Here is a 17,488-nt window from a genome sequence, read left to right on the forward strand (position 1 = left end):
TTGCTACGTGGATGGCAACAAGCAGGTCCTTGCCGTTGCCGCCGTCCCGGCACGTCCGGCCAGCGTGCGGTGACGAAGCTGCTCGGCTCGCTGCCCAGGGCGAACCATCGCACCCGCGCGCGAGAGCTCCGCTTAGACCTGCTGCTGGCCGCCGTCGACGAACAACTCGACGCCGTTCACGAAGCTCGCGTCCTCCGAGGCAAGAAACAGCGCGGCGCTCGCGATCTCGCCGGGCTCGCCGAGGCGCCCCATCGGGATCTGGGCAGCCAGGTAGTCGGCCAGGCCCTGGCGTTGAGTGATATCGTCACCGGCGAGGTCGAGCAGGCCAGGCGTGCGCGTCGCGCCCGGGCTGATTGTGTTCACGCGGATGCGGCGATCCTTCAGGTCGAGAATCCAACTGCGTACGAAGGCGCGCACCGCGGCTTTCGAGGCCGAATACACGCTGAATGCAGCCGTACCCGCGCTGCCTGCCGTTGAACCAGTTAGAATCACAGACGCGCCCTGGGCGAGCAGCGGCAGCGCTTTTTGCACCGTGAAGAGCACGCCCTTCACATTGCGATCGAAGGTGTCGTCGTAGTGCTCTTCGGTGATGCTGCCGAGCGGCAGCATCGAACCGCCGCCGGCGTTCGCGAACAGCACGTCGAGATGCCCCTGTTCTTCCTTGATCTGCGCATACAGCGCGTCAAGTTCACCCAGCTTTGTTGAGTCGACACGTACCCCCGTCGCGTTGCCGCCTGCTTCGCGGATGCTCTTCACCGCGGTATCAAGTTCTGCCTGACGACGGCCGGTGAGATAGACGTGCGCGCCTTCCGTGGCGAAGCGCTGCGCAGTAGCGAGGCCGATGCCGCTGGTTCCGCCGGTAACCAGTGCAACTTTGTTGTCGAGCTTGCGTGCCATGGCATTTCTCCTTTCGTTCGGTAAGTGAATGACTGCGTGGTTGCGTGCTGCGATGTGAGGAGAATATCGACGCCCTCGGCTTTTCGAAATAGAATTGATTGCAAACTAACGTTGCAAAAATGAAAAGATGAGGGGCAATGCCGAAACTTCCTGATTTCGAAGGACTCGCGATGTTCGCGAAGGTCGCCGAGGAGGGATCGTTCACGGCCGCGGCGCGCGTCATGGGGGTGTCTGTGGCCACGGTCTCGCGTGGCGTCGCCCGGCTGGAAGAACGGCTGGGCGCTCGGCTTTTCAACCGCACATCACGCGAGCTCTCGCTTACCGGGTTCGGCCAGACGATCTGTGACAAGGCAGGAGCGATCTACCGTCAGGCCGAAGAAGCGGAAAGCGCCGCGCGCGAGATGTCGGTGCAGCCTCGCGGGCTGGTGCGCCTGGCTGTGCCGATGTCGTTCGGGCTGCGCTGGGTCGCGCCGCTACTGCCCGGCTTCTTTCGCGCGTACCCGGAGGTGTCGATCGACATGCATCTTTCAGATGCGTCGGTCGATCTGGTTGCCGATGGGTATGACGCCGCACTGCGCATCGCCGCGCTGCCGGATTCGTCGTTGGTCGTTCGACGGCTGTGCGCAGTCACACAATTCGTAGTGGCGTCGCCGGCGTATCTGAAGCGCGAAGGGCGGCCCGCCCATCCGCGCGAACTGGCGGACCGGTCGTGCCTCTCATACGCGTACCGCGCACGCAGCGATGTGTGGCGGTTCACGAACGCTGTGGGCGAGGAGGAGTCGGTCATGCCCACCGGCCCGTTGCGCGTGACGAATTCGGAGGCGCTGCTGCCCACGTTGCTCGACGGCCTTGCCATTGCCGAACTCCCCGAATTTATCGCCGGCGAATATTTGGCCGATGGCCGCCTCGAAACGATCCTCACCGACTGGTCGCTGACGAAGGGCGGCCTTTACTTCGTCACGCCATCGGCGCGCGCGCGTCCCGCGAAGGTGGCTGCGCTGTCCGACTATTTTGCGGAGCATCTCTCCGAGCCGACATGGCGATGGCCGAGGTAATGCGTTGGCGAAGTTGAGCCGCTTTTATGTTCACCGGGGAAATACTTTAGCCGACAACGGCGGCAAGAGCGCTACCCGGGCCGCCGCCAGCACCTCGCGACTCAAGCCTTCAATCAATCCCGACGTCGCACGGGCGTGTTGCCAGTGAAGCGGTACATCCAGCGGTGTATCCGCCACCAACTCGACGAGTGCGCCGTCGTCAAGATATGGCTCGATGAGCGACTCCGGATGTAGGCCCCAGCCCATGCCCGCAATGGCTGCGGACACGAAAGCGTGGGCCGAAGGCAATGTGTGCCGGGGCAGTTCCACGTGCCGGTGGCACAGACGCCGCGCCCAGCGCGCCTGCAATTCATCCTTGGTGTTGAACACCAGGCTGGGCGCTTTCGCCAGGCTCCCAGCGCCAACGCCGTCGGCAAAGTGGCGTCGCATGAATCCGGGGCTCGCAGCAGCCCGATAACGCATGGAGCCAAGAGGGCTGCTGTTGCAGCCTGCGGCAGGGCGCGCCGTAGCGGTCACGGCGGCCAGCACCGCGCCGCTGCGCAACCACTCGGTCGTATGGTCCTGGTCATCCACGGCCACGTCCATCAGCACGGGATTTTCCGCGGCGAACCGGGCAATCGCCGGAGCGATCCACGTCGCCAGGCTGTCGGCATTCACCGCAACAGGCAGCGTTACCCGGGCAAGCCCCTGTGGAGCGAGAGCCGGCAACGCCTCCTGCAACTCCTGTTCGAGTAGCCGCACACGGTCGATGTGCTGGCACAGGCGCCGTCCGGTCTCCGTCGGCCGACAAGGCTGATCGCGGACCACCAGCGTGCAGCCAACTTTCTCTTCCAGCAGCCGAATGCGCTGCGAGATGGCTGAAGGCGTCACGCTCAATGCGCGTGCGGCACGCTCAAAGCTGCCTTCTCGGATTACAGCAGCCAAAGCAGAAAGCGCGGCGTAGTCGAGCATATGTTAAGTTTTTCTAAACTGGGTGAAGGAAGGATAGTTTGTCTTCACAAAAAGGAGCAGGCAAGCTGGGGGCATGAACTCCCTGCCTGACACCGCTTCCCTCGCCCTGTCCATTGCCCTGCAGGGTCTTGCCCTGAGTCTTGGGCTGATCGTTGCCATCGGCGCGCAGAACGCTTTCGTGTTGCGCCAGGGTTTGCGTCGCCAGCATGTGGGCAGCGTGGTGCTGTTCTGCGCCGCGGCCGATGCCTTGTTGATTGCCGCTGGCGTCATGGGCATGGCGCAGGCCCTGGGCGACCGGCCCGGGCTGGCGCGTGCCCTCGCCGTGGCCGGTTCTGTCTTCCTGGCGATATATGGCTGGCAGGCATTGCAGCGCGCGCGGCAGTCGCATCAATTGAAAGCTGCGGACGGTGTGGACGGGCTCGGCCGGGGCGCTGTACTGGCGCAGGCGGCGGCCTTCACGCTGCTTAATCCCCATGTCTACCTCGATACGGTGCTGCTGGTCGGCAGCATTGGTGCCCAGCAACCTGCGGCGCTGCGCGGCTGGTTCGTGGCCGGCGCAAGCGCCGCCAGCCTGTTCTGGTTCGGACTTCTGGGATTTGGCGCGCGGTGGCTGGCGCCCTGGTTCGCGCGGCCCAAAGCCTGGCGAGTGCTCGACGGCGTCATCGCCATGACCATGTTCGTACTGTCCGCCTTGCTGGTGCGTCACGTATTCAACGCAGTGTGACCTGCCGCAGGTCTGCGAGCCCTTCGGGCATTGAAGATCGTGAAGCGCCGCATGCTCGCGTTGATCAACGAGGGCGCGCACATCCTGGCCAGGATTCGCGCCTTGCGGGAGCGCACGGCGCGCACTGGGAACCGGCAGCCGCTGCTGGAACGCCTTGTATCAAGCGGCGCGGGGACGTTCGACCGCACGGACTGAGCGAGGCAGCCAAGACGCCGCTACCCCGAACGACCACGCGCGTGGCCTATTCCGTCTCGATATCGAGCGCCGCGATCATTTGCTCCCGCCGGGCCAGCGCTCGCAGCGATCGCTTGCCAAGCTTTGTCGCGGCCAGATTGAGCAAGCCTTCGCAAAAGATCAGGTAGGCGCCCATGCTGTTGCTGAAGAAGCTGCTTTCGTGCGGGATGAAGAAGGCGTGGCGCGCAGCGGCCGCGAGCGGGGAGGCGCTGGTGTCGGTGATGGCAATGACTGTCAGCCCGCTTTCCGCCGCCGCTGCTGCGGCTTCGGCCACGCTGCGCGTATAGGGCGCGACGCTCATCACCACGACGACATCGCCGCGTTGCAACTGAGCCAGGCCTTCCGCCACGCCCAGCCCGTGGGCGTCGAGCAGGCCGACGTCGCTGCGGATCATGCTCAGGCCATAGCACAGAAAGCTCGCGAGGGCGCTGAACTGGCGCAGGCCATGAACGCGCACGCGCGGTGCCTCGGCCAGTAGTTCCGCGGCCCCGCGCAGTTCTTCGGCCGACAGTCGGGCCACGAATCGCTCGACATTCTGGATGGATTCGTGCGCAAGCTGGACGACAGCGCCAACCTCCGGAGAAACGCCGCCGGGCATGCCGGTATTGTCCGCGCCAACGAGCCGCTCGGCCTGCTGGCTATAAAAATGCCGGTGGCGCTGGGCCATGCTGTTCCGGAATACGCCCTGGAATTCGGCGAACCCTTCGAAGCCCAGTCGGGTCGCCAGGCGCGTAAGTGTCGACGCGTTCACGTCGAGGGAGTTGGCCAGGTCCGTGATTGTCCGGACGGCTACTTCCTCGGGGCGTTCTACCAGATGAGCCAGGACCGTCAGGGCCTTCGCGCCCAGCTTTACCTCGGCCTGGTCGCGCCCAATGCTCACGACCAGATCGCGCAGTCCTTCGACCGTGCGCGGCGGCAGGCTAGTGGCGGGATTGGACGTCTGGCCGGGCGCCAGCGTCGGTGGCGTCTTCTTCTCGCGTATGTCCATTGATCATTCGGTACCGGGGGGCAGTGCCGGGCTGTTCGTAAACCTCCCATTCTATGCAAGTCGGACCCACCCGCATATCGGCGGTCGCCTGGGTGTTCTCGCCGTCGCTGTCGTGCGGGTCATCCCGATAGATCGGGAACGAGGGATGAGCGGTATCGGCAAGGAGTTCCAGAGGATCAATTTCCCTTCCATCTCGCGCCGCATCGGCAATGACAGTGTCGCCGCGCATCTGCCGGTGCCCGGACGAACCGGTCACGATCTGCGGGTGGTCCCTCATCTGCGGGTGGATAGCATGGTTGGCGTGCATGGACGTCTGCGTGATGTCCAGCACCGAGCATCCATACGCGCTGAATTCCACACTGAGCAGCGCCGTGCTGCGGCAATGGCCGAGCGTCAGGTGGAAGCCGCCGGCATGGGGATTGTCGCGCAACACGGCCAGGGCTTTATCGAGATCGGGCGCATCCAGAACCGCGCGGGTCAGGACCATGCGCGGCACGCCAGCCGTCGTATTGCGGTAACGCAGGTTATTGACGGTCATGGCGAGCCCCAATTCGGTGGCCGCGAACGTATGCCCGGGCAGCGATCCCGGATAGACAAACGATGCGAACCCCGGGCTGCCGGCGATGTGGCATTGCGCGATCGCGCAGTGGCCACTGAAGCCAGGGTCGCCGTCCTCGTTGTGGCTGATGCGGCGCCGATGTGCGCCGGGAACCTGGACGGTGGTGCAGCCGTCGGGCGACATGGCCCAGACATCGCCGCGGCAGTTCCACAGGAACGTATCTTCCAGCGGAAGACCGAGGCCGTCGGCAAGGCCCTTCAACTCGTCCCAGATTCGCGGAAACCGCGCCTGGACCTGTGCCGCCATGAGGGCGGCCTGTTCCGTGCCACGCCAGCGCATCACGCTGCGCCACGCGTCGGTGTGCAGCAGATGGTCACGGACGGCGCTGGCGCCAAAGCGGCCGAGCGCCTGACCGGCCTGGAAGGGTGAACCTGAAATATCGATGAAAGCAATTGCCGGCATGGATTCTTCTTTGTTACTCGACGTGTTGGAGGAAGTCCTGCAAACGTTGATTGGGTGGGTTGTCGAGCACATCAACCGGCGAGCCATCCACCGTGATCCGGCCGTGCTCCATGAAGATCAGGCGCGTGCCTACCTTACGCGCAAACGCCATTTCATGTGTGACGACAACCATCGTCATGCCTTCGTCCGCGAGCGTCTGCATCACGCGCAGCACCTCCTGGCGCAACTCGGGATCCAGCGCCGAGGTGGGTTCGTCGAACAGCATCAACTGAGGCTTCACGGCCAGCGCGCGGGCGATGGCCACACGCTGTTGCTGTCCGCCGGACAACTCGCCCGGATAGTGGTCGGCCCGTGCCGCAAGGCCGACCTTCGCCAGCAGGTCTCGCGCTACCGCCTCGGCATCGGCCTTGGTCGTGCCACGCACCTGGCGGGGGCCGAAGGCCACGTTTTCCAGCGCTGTCATCTGTGGAAAGAGATTGAACTGCTGGAACACCATGCCGGCCTCGAGGCGGATCTCGCGGACCTTTGCTGCGCGATCGAGCACGCTGATACCGCCGACGACCAGGTCGCCGTCATCGATGGTTTCCAGCGCGTTGATGCACCGCAGGAGGGTCGATTTGCCGGACCCCGACGGCCCGATCAATACCACCACCTCACCCTTGTCGATCGAAAGGTCGACCTGGTCGAGCACCGTGGTTTGCCCGAAGCGTTTGGTCACGCCCTTGAAATTGACCATGCTCATAAGATGCGCATCCTCTTTTCCATCGTGCGCAGAACGAATGTCATCGCGCCGATCATGCATAGGTAGAGTGCCGCCACGGCTGTCCAGATTTCGACGGCCCGGAAGTTGGCTGCCATGACCTCCTGCCCCTGCCGCGTCAGCTCTCCCACGCCAATCACGATGAACAGGGAGGTGTCCTTCAAACTCACGATGAACTGGTTGCCCAGCGGCGGTGTCATGCGGCGCAGCGCGACAGGGCCGACCACAAACGCGAGCACACGCCACGGTGGCAGGCCCAGCGCCAATCCCGCCTCGCGCAGGCCCCGGGGCACCGACAGGAATGCGCCGCGCACGATCTCGGCAATGTAGGCGCCAGAGTTCACGATGATCGACGCCACTGCGGCAGTCATCGCGTCAACGCGAACATGCAGCAAGACCGGCAAGGCAAAGTAGATGAACATCACCTGGACCACGATCGGTGTGCCGCGCACCAGCTCGACATACGTGAAGGCAATGTTCTGGACCCAGGCATTGCCGTAGGCGCGCATCAGGCCGAACAGCAGGCCAACCAGGGTGCCGCCGACCAGCCCGGCCAATGTAATGGCGACCGTCAGCCTCGCGCCCTGGAGCAGGGCCGGGAGGGCGTCGGTAATCACCGAAAAATCGAACTCCATCTAGGTTCTCCGCTTCGGTGATGGATCACATGTTTGCCGGTTCGACACCGAACCACTTCTTGTAGATAGCGGCGTACCGGCCGTCGGCCCGAATCTTTGCCAGCGCCTCGTTGACCTTGGGAACCAGTGGGCTGCCCTTCGGAAATCCGATGCCGTACTTCTGCGCCATCATCTGCGGCCCGACTGCCTTGACTTGTCCTTTGCCGGCGGTGTGGATGTAGTACAGGACATTCGGTGTGTCGTGCATGGCCGCATCCACGCGTCCCGTCCTCAGTTCAAGGTAAGCGTTGTCAATATTCGGGAAGAGCCGCAGATCGGTTCCGGCGAAGTTCGATTTGGCGTAGTCGGCAGCGGAAGTACCGGTCTTGAGCGCCAGGGATTTGCCCTTCAGCTCGTTCGGGCCCTTGATCGTGCTGGAACTCGGCACCATCAGCATGAAGCCGCTGTCATAGTAGCCATCGGAGAAATCGATGACTTTCTTGCGGTCTTCCTTGATGGTGATGCCAGCCAGCGCCACGTCGACATTGCGGGTCTGGAGCGCCGGCAGGATGCCATTGAAATCCATTGGCTGCAGCTTGTAGTCGAGCTTCAGATCCCTGGCGATGGCATCCCATAGATCAATGTCGAAGCCGACATACTTGTCGCCTTGCTTGAACTCGAACGGGACGAAGGCGGTGTCTACGGCCACGAGCAGCTGCTCGGCATGTGCGGCGTGGGCGACAAGACTGGCGGCAAGGCACACAGCCGCGGCGAACTTGGCAAAGAGCTTCATACGGAAATCCTTTCAGACGTGTTCACCAACATGAATCAGGCAAGGTGCGTATCGCACATTGTCAGGCAACTACATTTGCGTAAGTGCTCGTAAAGCAAATGTAGTTGCGAAGTGTGGTTCCGAAAGACCGATGCCGCAACCTAGGGTTTTCCCATGGGATCGAATGCGGTCGGACTTGCCCCCACACGAGCAGAAGGTGGTGCGCGACGGCCAGGTGCTGGAAGCGCGGGTCACGGCCGGTATGGGCACTCGGCTGGGGACCAGCTCCTGAAACGGGAGCTAGCTGTTGCGGCAGCGGGCGCGCGCCGATGACGTGGTATGCCGTTACGGCAGCGAGGAATGACTGGAGGCGGATGCGGCCCGGATCGACCGGGCGGACAAGGCGATGTATCTCGCGAAGTCGAACGGGCGCAATCGGTCTGTGCCGCTTGCGGAGACGGATGCCAACGTGTCGTCGCGTGAGATGGGTGGCCTATACGGCAATGTCTGCGGTTTCCACAGGCTTGTCATCGCGCGGTTCCGGTGGCGCGCCGGGTCGCTTCAACGGGCTGTCGGGCATGTTGATCAGGTAGTGCGCCTCGCGCCGCAGTTGTGCGGCAAAGCTGGCGACCACCGGAGGCATCGGGGAATCGGCGCGGTAGATCAGGCAGACGGTGTGGCTCGGCAACGGGTCTTCGATCGGAAGGACCGCCAGCCCCGTCGAGGCACCCACCCGGTCTTGCATGAGTTGGCGCGCAACCATACACAGCAGCCTGCGGTCCTGCAGCAGCGCCTGGATGAGGTTGAAGGTGTCGCACCGCACGGCCACGCGGGGCAGGGGCAGATCCTGCGCGCGGAAGGCATCCATGATGGCCGCGCCAGGCCCGTGCATGCGGCAGGTAGTCAGGATCCATTCCGAACCCACCAGCTCACGCAGCGTGCGCGCATGGCGCAGCGGATGGTCCTGGTGTGCAACCACGACCGAGTCGTTGTTGTAGAGCGGCTCGCAGATGAAGTCGTGGTCAATGCCTTCATCGGGAATCGGGCTCACCGCGACGTCGATGAGGCCCGCACGCAGGTCCTGCAGGTGCACCGCAGAGCGGCCGCTGTCGATGTAGACCTGCACTTCCGGATGCTGCCGGCGGAACCGGTTCAAGGCAGCGGGCAGCAACAGGTGCGCCGGACCGCCGGTGACGCCAATGCGAACGGTGCCGGTACGCGCGCCCAGCATCTGCGTCATTTCTTCCGTGGCCCGGCGGGCTTCGGTGGCAATCAGCCGCGCGCGGCGCAGGAAGGCTTCGCCATAGTGCGACAGCACGACCCCGCGCGTCGTGCGCGTGAGCAGCGGCACATGCAGTTCGTCCTCAAGCTGGCGGATGCTCTTCGTCAGCGCGGGCGCCGACACGTCGCGCGTCCGAGCCGCGGCGCGGATGCTGCCGCCTTCCGCCACCGCGATGAAATCCTGGATCTGGCTGAGTCGCATGCTGTGCATCCGGGTTGAGAATCGGCGTCCAAAGTACCTTATGCCCTACCCGCGAAACGGGTCAAGGCGATGACCTATATTTCCAACATCTGGAAATGGATTCCACGTTTTGACACTGGGCGCCTCCGTGTCCAGACTGGATAGAGAGGAAACACCATGAACCTGCCCGTCGAACAATTCATTGCCGAGCGCCGCCGCGAAGACCCGTCTTTCGGGGGGCTGCTGGCCAAAGGCTTTGCCCTGCTGCGCTGCTTTATCGACGAGCCGCGGCCGCTTGGCAATGGCGAACTCGCGCAGCGGCTGCAGCTGCCGCGCGCGACGGTATCGCGCATCTGCCGCACGCTGTTCGAGCTTGGCTATCTCGACTGGGATCCCAAGCTCGACAAGTATTTCGTCAGCGCCCAGGTGCTCGCGCTCGGCTATCCGTACCTGACCGGCCTGCAAGTCCGCCACGTGGCCCGTCCGCTGATGCAGGCGCTGGCCGACCGCATCGAAGGCGCGGTGTCGATGGGTGTGGCGCACCGGCTCGACGTGACCTATCTGCAGTCCTGCACCCACAACGAAGGGACGCCGGCCAGACCCGGTACCGGCGCCGTGCGCTCGGTGCTTAGTACGGCCATGGGGCGTGCCTATCTGTGCACCTTGTCAAAGGCCGAGTTTGAAAGCCTGATGACCTCCGCAAGCGAGGAGCGGCCGGAGGAATACGCCGCGTTCTACGACACGCTGTGCCACAACGTCGCCCACTACCCGAAGCGCGGCTTTGCGCTCAACGAGGGCGATGCCGGCATTGGCGTGCATGGCGTGGGGGTCTATTCGCGCATCCGCTACCTGAACCGTCCGCTGCTGTTCAACTGCGCCTTGCCTGGCTCGCAGGTCAGGCGCGGGACCATGGAAAAGAAGATCGCGCCGCTGCTGATGGAAATGGTCCGCTCCATCGAGGCGGCCACCGGCCTGCAGCAATAGCGGCTGACGCCCAACATCCACAACAAGACCCGCATTGGAGACGCTCGTATGGTTGACCTGAATTCCCTGCTGTATCCGCGTTCGATCGCCGTGATTGGTGCTTCTACCCAGCCGGACAAAGTGGGCGGCATGCCCATCCGGCTGCTGCGCGAACTGGGCTATGCGGGACGCATCTATCCGGTCAACGCATCAGCGGCCGAAGTGCAGGGCTTGCCTGCCTATGGCTCGCTGTCAGATATCGGCGAACCGGTCGACCTGGCCATCATCGCGGTGCCGGCCAGCGCCAGCCAGGACGTGATGGCACAGCTTGCCGGCAACGGCACGCGCGCAGCGGCGGTGTTCACTTCAGGCTTCGCCGAGGCGGGCGGCGCCGGCGTGCAGATGCAGGAGCGCCTGGCCCGCAGCGCGCAGCAAGCCGGCATCACACTGCTGGGCCCCAACTGCCTTGGCGCCATGAATCTGCGCGAACGCGTGTTCGCCACGTTCTCGCCGATTGCGCTGAGCGGTACGCCGCCGGTCGGCGAAGTGGGCCTGGTGAGCCAGAGCGGGGCGTTCGGCGCCTATGCTTTTGCGCTCGCGCGTGAAGCGGGCCTCGGCCTGAGCCACTGGGTCACGACCGGCAACGAGGCCGGGCTGCAGGTGGCCGATGTGATCGAGTGGCTTGCCCATGATCCGAACACCCGCGTGATCCTCGCCTATATCGAAGGCTGTCGCGATGGCGCCCGCCTGCGCCGGGCACTCGCCGCCGCGCGTGCAGCCGGCAAGCCGGTTGTAGTTACCAAGGTGGGCACGACCGAAGCCGGCGCACGTTCGGCGCAGTCGCATACGGCCAGCCTGGCCGGCGAAGACGCGGTGTACCAGGCGGTGTTCGATGCGTACGGCGTGCACCGCGCCCATACGCTGGAAGAGTTCTTCCGGCTCGGCTATGTGCTGTCGCGCGGCCGACGGCCGGCCACGTGGCAGCGCACCAGCGGTGGTGACGCCGATGCGGTCACGCCGCTGGCCATCGTCACGGTGTCGGGCGGCGTGGGCATCATGATGGCGGACCGCGCCGAAGAACTCGGCCTGCCGCTGCCGCCGATGCCCGACGACGCGGCCGCGGCACTGCGTACCGCGATACCGTTCGCGAGTACGGCCAATCCGATCGACGTCACGGGGCAGATCGTGGCGCAGCCGCGCGTTTTCATGGACGCCATCGCCGACGTGGCGCGCAGTGGCGCCTACGGCAGCGTGGCGGTCTTTCTCGCCGGCGGCGCTAATGCCCCGCGGTTCTGGCCGGAGTTGCAGCAAGCCATCGGCGCGCTGAGCGAAGCGGCGGACGCCGCGCCGCTGATGGTGTCCGGCCTCGTCGATGACGACAAGCGCGCCTGGCTCGAAGCGCGCGGCTGCCTGGTGTTCCGCGAGCCGGGCCATGCGGTCGAAGCGGTCGCCACGCTGGCGCGTGCGGCCGCGCTCGAAGACGCGCGCGGAGATGACGCGATTGAAGGGCAAGCACAATCCGATCCGCAGGACGACCTGCTGCGCGACATTCCGCCAGCTGCCACCGCGCTGTCCGAGTACGAGGCCATGCGTCTGCTCGCCGAGGCCGGCGTACCGGTCGCCCCGCACGACCTCGCACGTGACGCTGAAGAGGCCGTGCGCATTGCCGAACGTCTCGGCTACCCCGTCGTCGTCAAGCTGTGCTCGCGCGAGATCCTGCACAAGAGCGATGTGGGCGGCGTGGCGCTCAACCTCGCCAACGCGCAGGCGGTGCGCGATGCCTTTGGCCGCATGGCGCAGGCCGTGGCCGGTCTGCGCACGGACAAAGGCACACCGGTCGCGCTCGACGGCGTGCTGGTAGCGCGCATGGTGCGGGGCTGGGGCGAGGTCATGGTCGGCGTGCGGCGCGATCCGGTATTCGGCCTGGTCGCGCTGGCCGGCATCGGCGGCACGGCCGTCGAGATCTTCCGCCAGACCGCCTGCGGACTGGCGCCGCTGTCGCGCGAACAGGCGCGCGCCATGCTGCACGCGAGCCGCGTCGCCGCGCTGTGCGAAGGGCACCGGGGCCACCCGCAGGTGGACCTGAACGCTGCCGCGCAGGTGCTGGCCAGCGTGTCGCAGCTTGCCGCGGAGTTGGGCGACCGGCTTGACACGATCGAGATCAATCCGTTCATCGTCACCGCGCAGGGACTGGTCGCCGCCGATGCGGTCGTCATGCTTCGCGCGGACAGCCACGGCGCACTGTAGCGAACGCAATCCCATCCGAAGAAAAGGAGTCAGGATGCCCGCACAGACAGGCACCGGCTCCGCAGCAGACCCTCAATAAAACAGGAGACAAAACATGCAATTGCAGACGCACTTGACGGCGCGGCGCATGGTGCTGCGTGGACTGGGCGCACTCGCCGCGACGGCGTTTTGCGCGGTGGCGCCCACGGCGCATGCGGGCGCCTATCCCGACAAGCCAATCCGTCTCGTGGTGCCGTTCCCGGCGGGCGGCGGCACCGATGTCGTGGGCCGGCTGGTAGCGGCCGGCCTGTCCAAGGATCTCGGCCAGACGGTTGTCGTGGAGAACATCGCCGGGGCCACGGGCACCATCGGCTCGGCACAGGTCGCGCGTTCCGCGCCCGACGGCTACACGCTGGTGCTTGGCATTTCCGCCACGCATGCGATTGCGCCGGCCATCTTTCCCAAACTCCCGTACGATCCGGTGCGCGATTTCGTGCCGATCGGGCGGCTCTTCTATGGCGGCAATGTGCTGATTGCCGGGCCCGCCTTCAAGGGCCGCGACCTGCCCGCGCTGATTGCCGCAGCGAAGCGCCCGGGCGCGGACCTGGCCTACGGCTCCTGGGGCAATGGCTCGGGCGGTCACCTGGCCGGCGAAAGCCTCAACGTCTTGAGTGGCATCCACCTGCGCCATATTCCGTACAAGGGCGTCAACCCGATGCTCACCGACGTGATCGGCGGCACGCTGCCCGTGGCCATGTCCGATCTGGCCGGTACGCTGCCGCTGATTCGCAGCGGCAAGGTGAGGGCGCTGGCCGTCACCGGCTCCGAACGTTCGCCCGCGCTGCCCGATGTGCCGACCTTCACCGAATCCGGCGTCGCGTTCGGTGTCGACAGCTGGTTTGCCTTGTTCGCGCCCGCGCGCACGCCCACCGACATCGTCGACCGGTTGGAGCGCGCATTGGCCGCAGCCATGCGCGACCCGGCCATCAAGGCACAGGCCGATTCGCTCGGCATGCGCTATACGCCCCAGCCGCGCAGTGCATTTGCCGCGCAGATGCGCAGCGACGTTACGTCCTGGGCCGCACTGGTCAAGTCCAGCGGCGCGGCCCAGGAGTGAGCCGCCGCGCCCGTCCGCTATTCCCTCAAGATTCCCGGAGCCCTGCATGAACCATCCCGCGCCACAGTTGTTTTCCGCCCCCGTCTACAGCTCCAGCCAGGAAGCCCTGGTTGCCGCCGCCGCATTGCCTGTCGTGATCTATGGCTATCCGCTGATCGAGACCTTGCGCACCTGCCGCATACAGACCTCGGTCAGCACGGCAACCGGCTATGGCCGCGCGCCGGTCAATACACTGTCGGCCAGCGAGCGCCAGTGGACGCATGAAGACCGCGACGTCGTCACGCCCGCCAATGACCTGCTTTACTTCTGCGGCTGGATCAACCTGGCCGACGGACCGGTCACGCTGCGCGTGCCGCCGCTGCCCGAGCGCGACCGCTACTACGTGGTGGAACTGCTCGACGCCTGGACCAACAACTTCGAGAACCTCGGGCCGCGCAACGTGTCCGCCGAAGGCAGCACCGTCACGCTAGTCGGCCCCGGCCAGCAGGCCACCGGGAGCCATGTGGTGGCGTGCCCGACTTCGCTGGTCTGGCTGCTGGGCCGCGTGCTGGTGCAGGGCCCCGCCGACCTGGCCGCGGCGCATGCGTTCGAAAGCGGCTTTGCGCTCGATGCGCCCGCGAAGACCATGCCGGAATGCTTGCGCGCCTGGAGCGACACCGGCAACGAAGCGCTCGACTTCTTCCAGAACCTGTTCAATGCACTGCGCGAGTATCCGCCCGCCGAACGCGAGCAGGGCGTGCTGACGCTGCTGCGCAAGGCCGGCCTGAAGCTCGAGGGCGAGATCGACATCGCCGGCCTGCGCGCCGAAGTCCGTGCCGGCCTGGAGAATGCCTATCGTCAGGCCCTGCAGGTGATCGAGGCGCATACGCGCAGCCAGGGCCGCAAGAGCTGGGGCTACAGCATGAAGCTCGGGCTCTATGGCGACGACTGGCTGCAACGCGCCTGCACCGCGATGAAGGGCCTGGGCGCGCTGCGGGCCGACGAGGCGATCTACGCGATGGCCGATTTCGATGCCGACGGCGAACCGCTGCGTGGCGAGCACATGTACGAGCTGCGTTTCCCGCCCGGCATGCTGCCGCCCGCACAGGCGTTCTGGTCGGTGTCGCTGTATGGCGAGGACCGCTTCTTCAGCGCCAACGAGATCGGCCGCTATGCCGTGGGCGACCGCACGCCCGGCCTGCGCCTGGAACCGGACGGCGAGCTGGTCATCCCGATTTCACACCAGAGGCCGGCGCAGGCGGAGAACTGGCTGCCGGCGCCCGCGGGCTCGTTCTACCTGATCCTGCGTCTCTACCACCCGGCACCGGCCTTTATCGAAGGCCAGTACCGCATCCCCGCAGTGCGCCGCGTTTCCTGAGGAGCGAGGTCCATGAAGCTCAAGACAGACGACTACCCGATATCGCGCAGGGCCATGCTGGCCCGCATGCGCGACCTGTTGCTGCTGGGCGCGGCGCCCGCGCTGGCGCCATGGAGCGCGCTGGCGCAGGCCTATCCGTCGCGCACGGTGCGGCTGATTTCCCCGTACGGGCCGGGCGGATCCAACGATACCTCGGCCCGGCTGCTGGCCGAGTCGCTGAGCCGCAAGTACGGCCAGCAGTTCGTGGTCGAGAACAAGCCGGGGGCCGGCACCCGCGTCGCCAACGAAACGCTCGCGCGTGCCGCGCCGGATGGCTACACGCTGCTGTGGGCTGCCGCGCCGTTTGCGATCAACACGGCGGCCGGCCTGCCGCAGCAGTACGACATCCACAAGGATTTCGTGGCGGTGGGCCCGCGCGTGGTGGGCCCGGTATTCCTGATCGTCAAGGCCGATTCGCCGGCGCGCACAGTCGCGGACTTCGTGCGCATGGCGCGCGCGAAGTCGGGCGGCGCCACGTTTGCGTCGCCCGGCGCCGGCTCGGGGCCGCACCTGACCGCGGAGCTGTTTGCCGCACAGGCCAAGTTCAAGGTGCTGAACGTGCATTACCGTGGTGACGCGACGGCCTATACCGAACTGCTTGCCGGCCGCGTGGATGCCACGCTGACCGCGATCACGTCTGCGCTGCCGTTCATCAAGGCCGGCCAGTTGCGCGTGCTGGCGGTGGCGTCGGAGCAGCGCACGCCGGTCTATCCGGATGCGCCGACCTTCGCCGAGCAGGGGTTCCCCGGTGTGGTTGGCTACGGCTGGTTCGGCCTGCTGGCGCCGGCGCGTACGCCCGCCGCCATCGTCCAGCAGATCAACCGCGATGCCAGTGCCGTGCTCGCGGACAGCGATGTGCGCAACAAGCTCACGGCGCTCGGTCTGCAGCCCGAGCCTGGCGACAGCGCAAGCTTTGCACGGTTCATCGATGAGGAAGTGCGCAAGTGGGGCACCGTGATCAAGACCAGCGGCGTGGTGCTGGAGTAACCGGGCCAGCACGCACGCGACGAGCCGGCGCTCAGTGGATGCCGAAGGTATCGGCCGCGCCGTGTTCCAGCATGTCTGCAGCGGCGCCATACAGGCTGCGGGACACGTAGCTCCGTACCTCGCCCGCGCGCTGGCGCAGCCACCCGGCCTTGAGCCGGCGGGCTTCGGCCAGCGTGGGCGCGTCGCCGGGCGCGAGTGCGAGCACATCGACCACGTGCAGCGCCAGCTGGATCTCGCCGCGCGCGGCCAGGGACTGCGCGTGGCGGATCAGCGCGTCGTGGTCGGCCACTGCGGCAGCGATCTCGGCTGCGGCTTGCTCCGGCGCGGCGGGGTGCAGCGAGGTCGCGTTGCGGTCCCACCAGCCATTCTCCGAGCGATAGATATCGCGCGCGATATAGCTCGGATCGCCGTACGTGGGCCGCATCCACGGTTGGTCGAACAGTTCCGCGGGCGGCTTGAGCGCCGCAAGCATCTGGCGCTCGTTGCAGCCCGCGTTCATCAGCCGGACCACCTCGGCGCGCAGCCAGCGCAGCGCGCGCGCCGTCTGGCACAGCACGCGTTCGCATTCCTCCGCGCCGCGTAGCGTGGGGCCGAACTCGCGTACGACGGTGCGAGGTCCCAGCGCTGCCATGCGTTCCAGCGTCTCGGCCCAGCGCACGGTATCGCGCAGCGTGCGGAACGGCGTGCCGACGTTGGGAATGGAGTCGATCACGGCCGGGCCGCCGTACAGCAGCCGCCGTCCCGGCAGCCAGACTGCGATGGCATCGTCGGTCTCCGATGGCGCCCACAGGATCTCCGCACGGCCATTGCCCTGGCCAATCGTCACGCTGTCGGCAAACGTCTCGGTGGGCGCGGTGTGGCCGAGCTTGCCCGCCATGGCGCCGGCAGGGCGGCGGAACTGGATCTCGGCCATGCGTTCCTGCATGCGGCTGGTCTCGCGATAGCGCGCCTGGCGCGCCAGCACGTTCACGTGGGCGAGCACACGGGGCGCTGGCTCGCCGCGTGCGGCGGCATGGTCGAGCCATTGCTGCAGGCCAGCGTTGTAGCCCATATGGCCGTGGCTGTAGCAGATTGCCAGCACCGGCAGGCTGCTCTGCGTGCGCAGGGCTTCGATCATGCCAGCGGTCACGCGCCCGCCCGGGCCGCTGTCGACCACCAGCAGGCCGCCGCCGACATCCGCGACAAAGCTCTGCCCTTGCCCGTGCAACAGCCATACACCATCGTCGATGGCTTCGATGCCGGTGCCCGTTACCAGCGCGACGGCCCTTTCCTCGAGATCCTGCATGCGTGACTCCTTTCGCAAAATGGTGAATCCGGCTGG

The 17,488-nt window shown here is 66.0% G+C and carries 17 protein-coding genes; 8 read left to right on the forward strand and 9 right to left on the reverse strand.

From position 1 onward, the window contains the following. Positions 1 to 132 precede the first annotated feature (132 nt). Positions 133 to 897, reverse strand: coding sequence for an SDR family NAD(P)-dependent oxidoreductase (locus tag ACIGJG_RS19085; RefSeq protein WP_011299816.1), 765 nt, complete (start codon positions 895 to 897; stop codon positions 133 to 135). A gap of 137 nt (positions 898 to 1,034) precedes the next feature. Between ACIGJG_RS19085 and ACIGJG_RS19090 the strand changes: the two genes are divergently transcribed. Further along, a complete protein-coding gene (locus tag ACIGJG_RS19090; protein WP_011299817.1) occupies positions 1,035 to 1,952 on the forward strand; it encodes a LysR family transcriptional regulator in 918 nt (305 codons plus the stop codon). Positions 1,953 to 1,982: 30 nt separating this feature from the next. On the opposite strand, the gene ACIGJG_RS19095 is transcribed toward ACIGJG_RS19090, so the two are convergent. Then, the gene (locus tag ACIGJG_RS19095) at positions 1,983 to 2,903 is read right to left on the reverse strand and encodes a LysR family transcriptional regulator ArgP (protein WP_140951182.1); all 921 of its coding nucleotides are present in this window, start codon (positions 2,901 to 2,903) and stop codon (positions 1,983 to 1,985) included. 73 nt (positions 2,904 to 2,976) lie between these two features. Here ACIGJG_RS19095 and ACIGJG_RS19100 point away from each other — a divergent pair, with 73 nt between their 5' ends. Both ACIGJG_RS19100 and ACIGJG_RS19105 read left to right on the forward strand, forming a co-directional pair. After that, positions 2,977 to 3,627: a LysE/ArgO family amino acid transporter gene (locus ACIGJG_RS19100; RefSeq protein WP_011299819.1), complete on the forward strand. Its 651-nt coding sequence runs from the start codon at positions 2,977 to 2,979 to the stop codon at positions 3,625 to 3,627. A gap of 51 nt (positions 3,628 to 3,678) precedes the next feature. After that, entirely contained in the window at positions 3,679 to 3,822 is a 144-nt protein-coding gene (locus ACIGJG_RS19105) for a hypothetical protein (RefSeq protein WP_166487060.1), read from the forward strand. Between the two features lie 46 nt (positions 3,823 to 3,868). Here ACIGJG_RS19105 and ACIGJG_RS19110 read toward each other — a convergent pair whose 3' ends face one another. The 6 genes from ACIGJG_RS19110 to ACIGJG_RS19135 all read right to left on the reverse strand — a co-directional run bounded on the left by ACIGJG_RS19110 (position 3,869) and on the right by ACIGJG_RS19135 (position 9,499). Next, a complete protein-coding gene (locus ACIGJG_RS19110) occupies positions 3,869 to 4,849 on the reverse strand; it encodes a MurR/RpiR family transcriptional regulator (RefSeq protein ID WP_011299820.1) in 981 nt (326 codons plus the stop codon). Continuing rightward, complete coding sequence (locus ACIGJG_RS19115; RefSeq protein WP_011299821.1) at positions 4,782 to 5,870, reverse strand: C45 family autoproteolytic acyltransferase/hydrolase; 1,089 nt, start codon at positions 5,868 to 5,870, stop codon at positions 4,782 to 4,784. The genes ACIGJG_RS19110 and ACIGJG_RS19115 overlap by 68 nt, the downstream gene beginning before the upstream one ends. Positions 5,871 to 5,883: 13 nt before the next feature. After that, positions 5,884 to 6,612, reverse strand: a complete 729-nt coding sequence (gene glnQ / locus ACIGJG_RS19120) for a glutamine ABC transporter ATP-binding protein GlnQ (RefSeq protein ID WP_011299822.1) — start codon at positions 6,610 to 6,612, stop codon at positions 5,884 to 5,886. Then, the gene (gene glnP / locus ACIGJG_RS19125; RefSeq protein WP_011299823.1) at positions 6,609 to 7,265 is read right to left on the reverse strand and encodes a glutamine ABC transporter permease GlnP; all 657 of its coding nucleotides are present in this window, start codon (positions 7,263 to 7,265) and stop codon (positions 6,609 to 6,611) included. The genes glnQ and glnP overlap by 4 nt, the downstream gene beginning before the upstream one ends. Positions 7,266 to 7,290: 25 nt before the next feature. After that, positions 7,291 to 8,037: a glutamine ABC transporter substrate-binding protein GlnH gene (gene glnH, locus ACIGJG_RS19130; protein ID WP_140951180.1), complete on the reverse strand. Its 747-nt coding sequence runs from the start codon at positions 8,035 to 8,037 to the stop codon at positions 7,291 to 7,293. Between the two features lie 472 nt (positions 8,038 to 8,509). After that, positions 8,510 to 9,499 (reverse strand): LysR family transcriptional regulator, encoded by a 990-nt coding sequence (locus ACIGJG_RS19135; RefSeq protein WP_140951178.1) that lies wholly within the window; start codon positions 9,497 to 9,499, stop codon positions 8,510 to 8,512. 156 nt (positions 9,500 to 9,655) lie between these two features. Here ACIGJG_RS19135 and ACIGJG_RS19140 point away from each other — a divergent pair, with 156 nt between their 5' ends. The 5 genes from ACIGJG_RS19140 (at position 9,656) to ACIGJG_RS19160 (ending at position 16,167) form a co-directional block, all read left to right on the forward strand. Beyond that, on the forward strand, positions 9,656 to 10,462 hold the full coding sequence (locus ACIGJG_RS19140) for an IclR family transcriptional regulator (protein ID WP_011299826.1): 807 nt from the start codon (positions 9,656 to 9,658) through the stop codon (positions 10,460 to 10,462). 48 nt (positions 10,463 to 10,510) lie between these two features. Continuing rightward, positions 10,511 to 12,688, forward strand: a complete 2,178-nt coding sequence (locus ACIGJG_RS19145) for an acetate--CoA ligase family protein (protein ID WP_483673752.1) — start codon at positions 10,511 to 10,513, stop codon at positions 12,686 to 12,688. A gap of 94 nt (positions 12,689 to 12,782) precedes the next feature. Further along, on the forward strand, positions 12,783 to 13,784 hold the full coding sequence (locus ACIGJG_RS19150) for a Bug family tripartite tricarboxylate transporter substrate binding protein (protein WP_140951173.1): 1,002 nt from the start codon (positions 12,783 to 12,785) through the stop codon (positions 13,782 to 13,784). Between the two features lie 46 nt (positions 13,785 to 13,830). Further along, positions 13,831 to 15,141 carry a DUF1254 domain-containing protein gene (locus ACIGJG_RS19155; RefSeq protein ID WP_483673754.1) on the forward strand — a complete coding sequence of 437 codons (1,311 nt, stop codon included), beginning with the start codon at positions 13,831 to 13,833 and terminating at the stop codon, positions 15,139 to 15,141. Positions 15,142 to 15,207: 66 nt separating this feature from the next. Beyond that, a complete protein-coding gene (locus ACIGJG_RS19160; protein WP_049796540.1) occupies positions 15,208 to 16,167 on the forward strand; it encodes a Bug family tripartite tricarboxylate transporter substrate binding protein in 960 nt (319 codons plus the stop codon). 31 nt (positions 16,168 to 16,198) lie between these two features. Here ACIGJG_RS19160 and ACIGJG_RS19165 read toward each other — a convergent pair whose 3' ends face one another. Then, on the reverse strand, positions 16,199 to 17,452 hold the full coding sequence (locus tag ACIGJG_RS19165; RefSeq protein WP_140951167.1) for an alkyl sulfatase dimerization domain-containing protein: 1,254 nt from the start codon (positions 17,450 to 17,452) through the stop codon (positions 16,199 to 16,201). Between the last annotated feature and the right edge of the window lie 36 nt (positions 17,453 to 17,488).

This window comes from Cupriavidus sp. C1SS-2L (assembly GCF_057073735.1).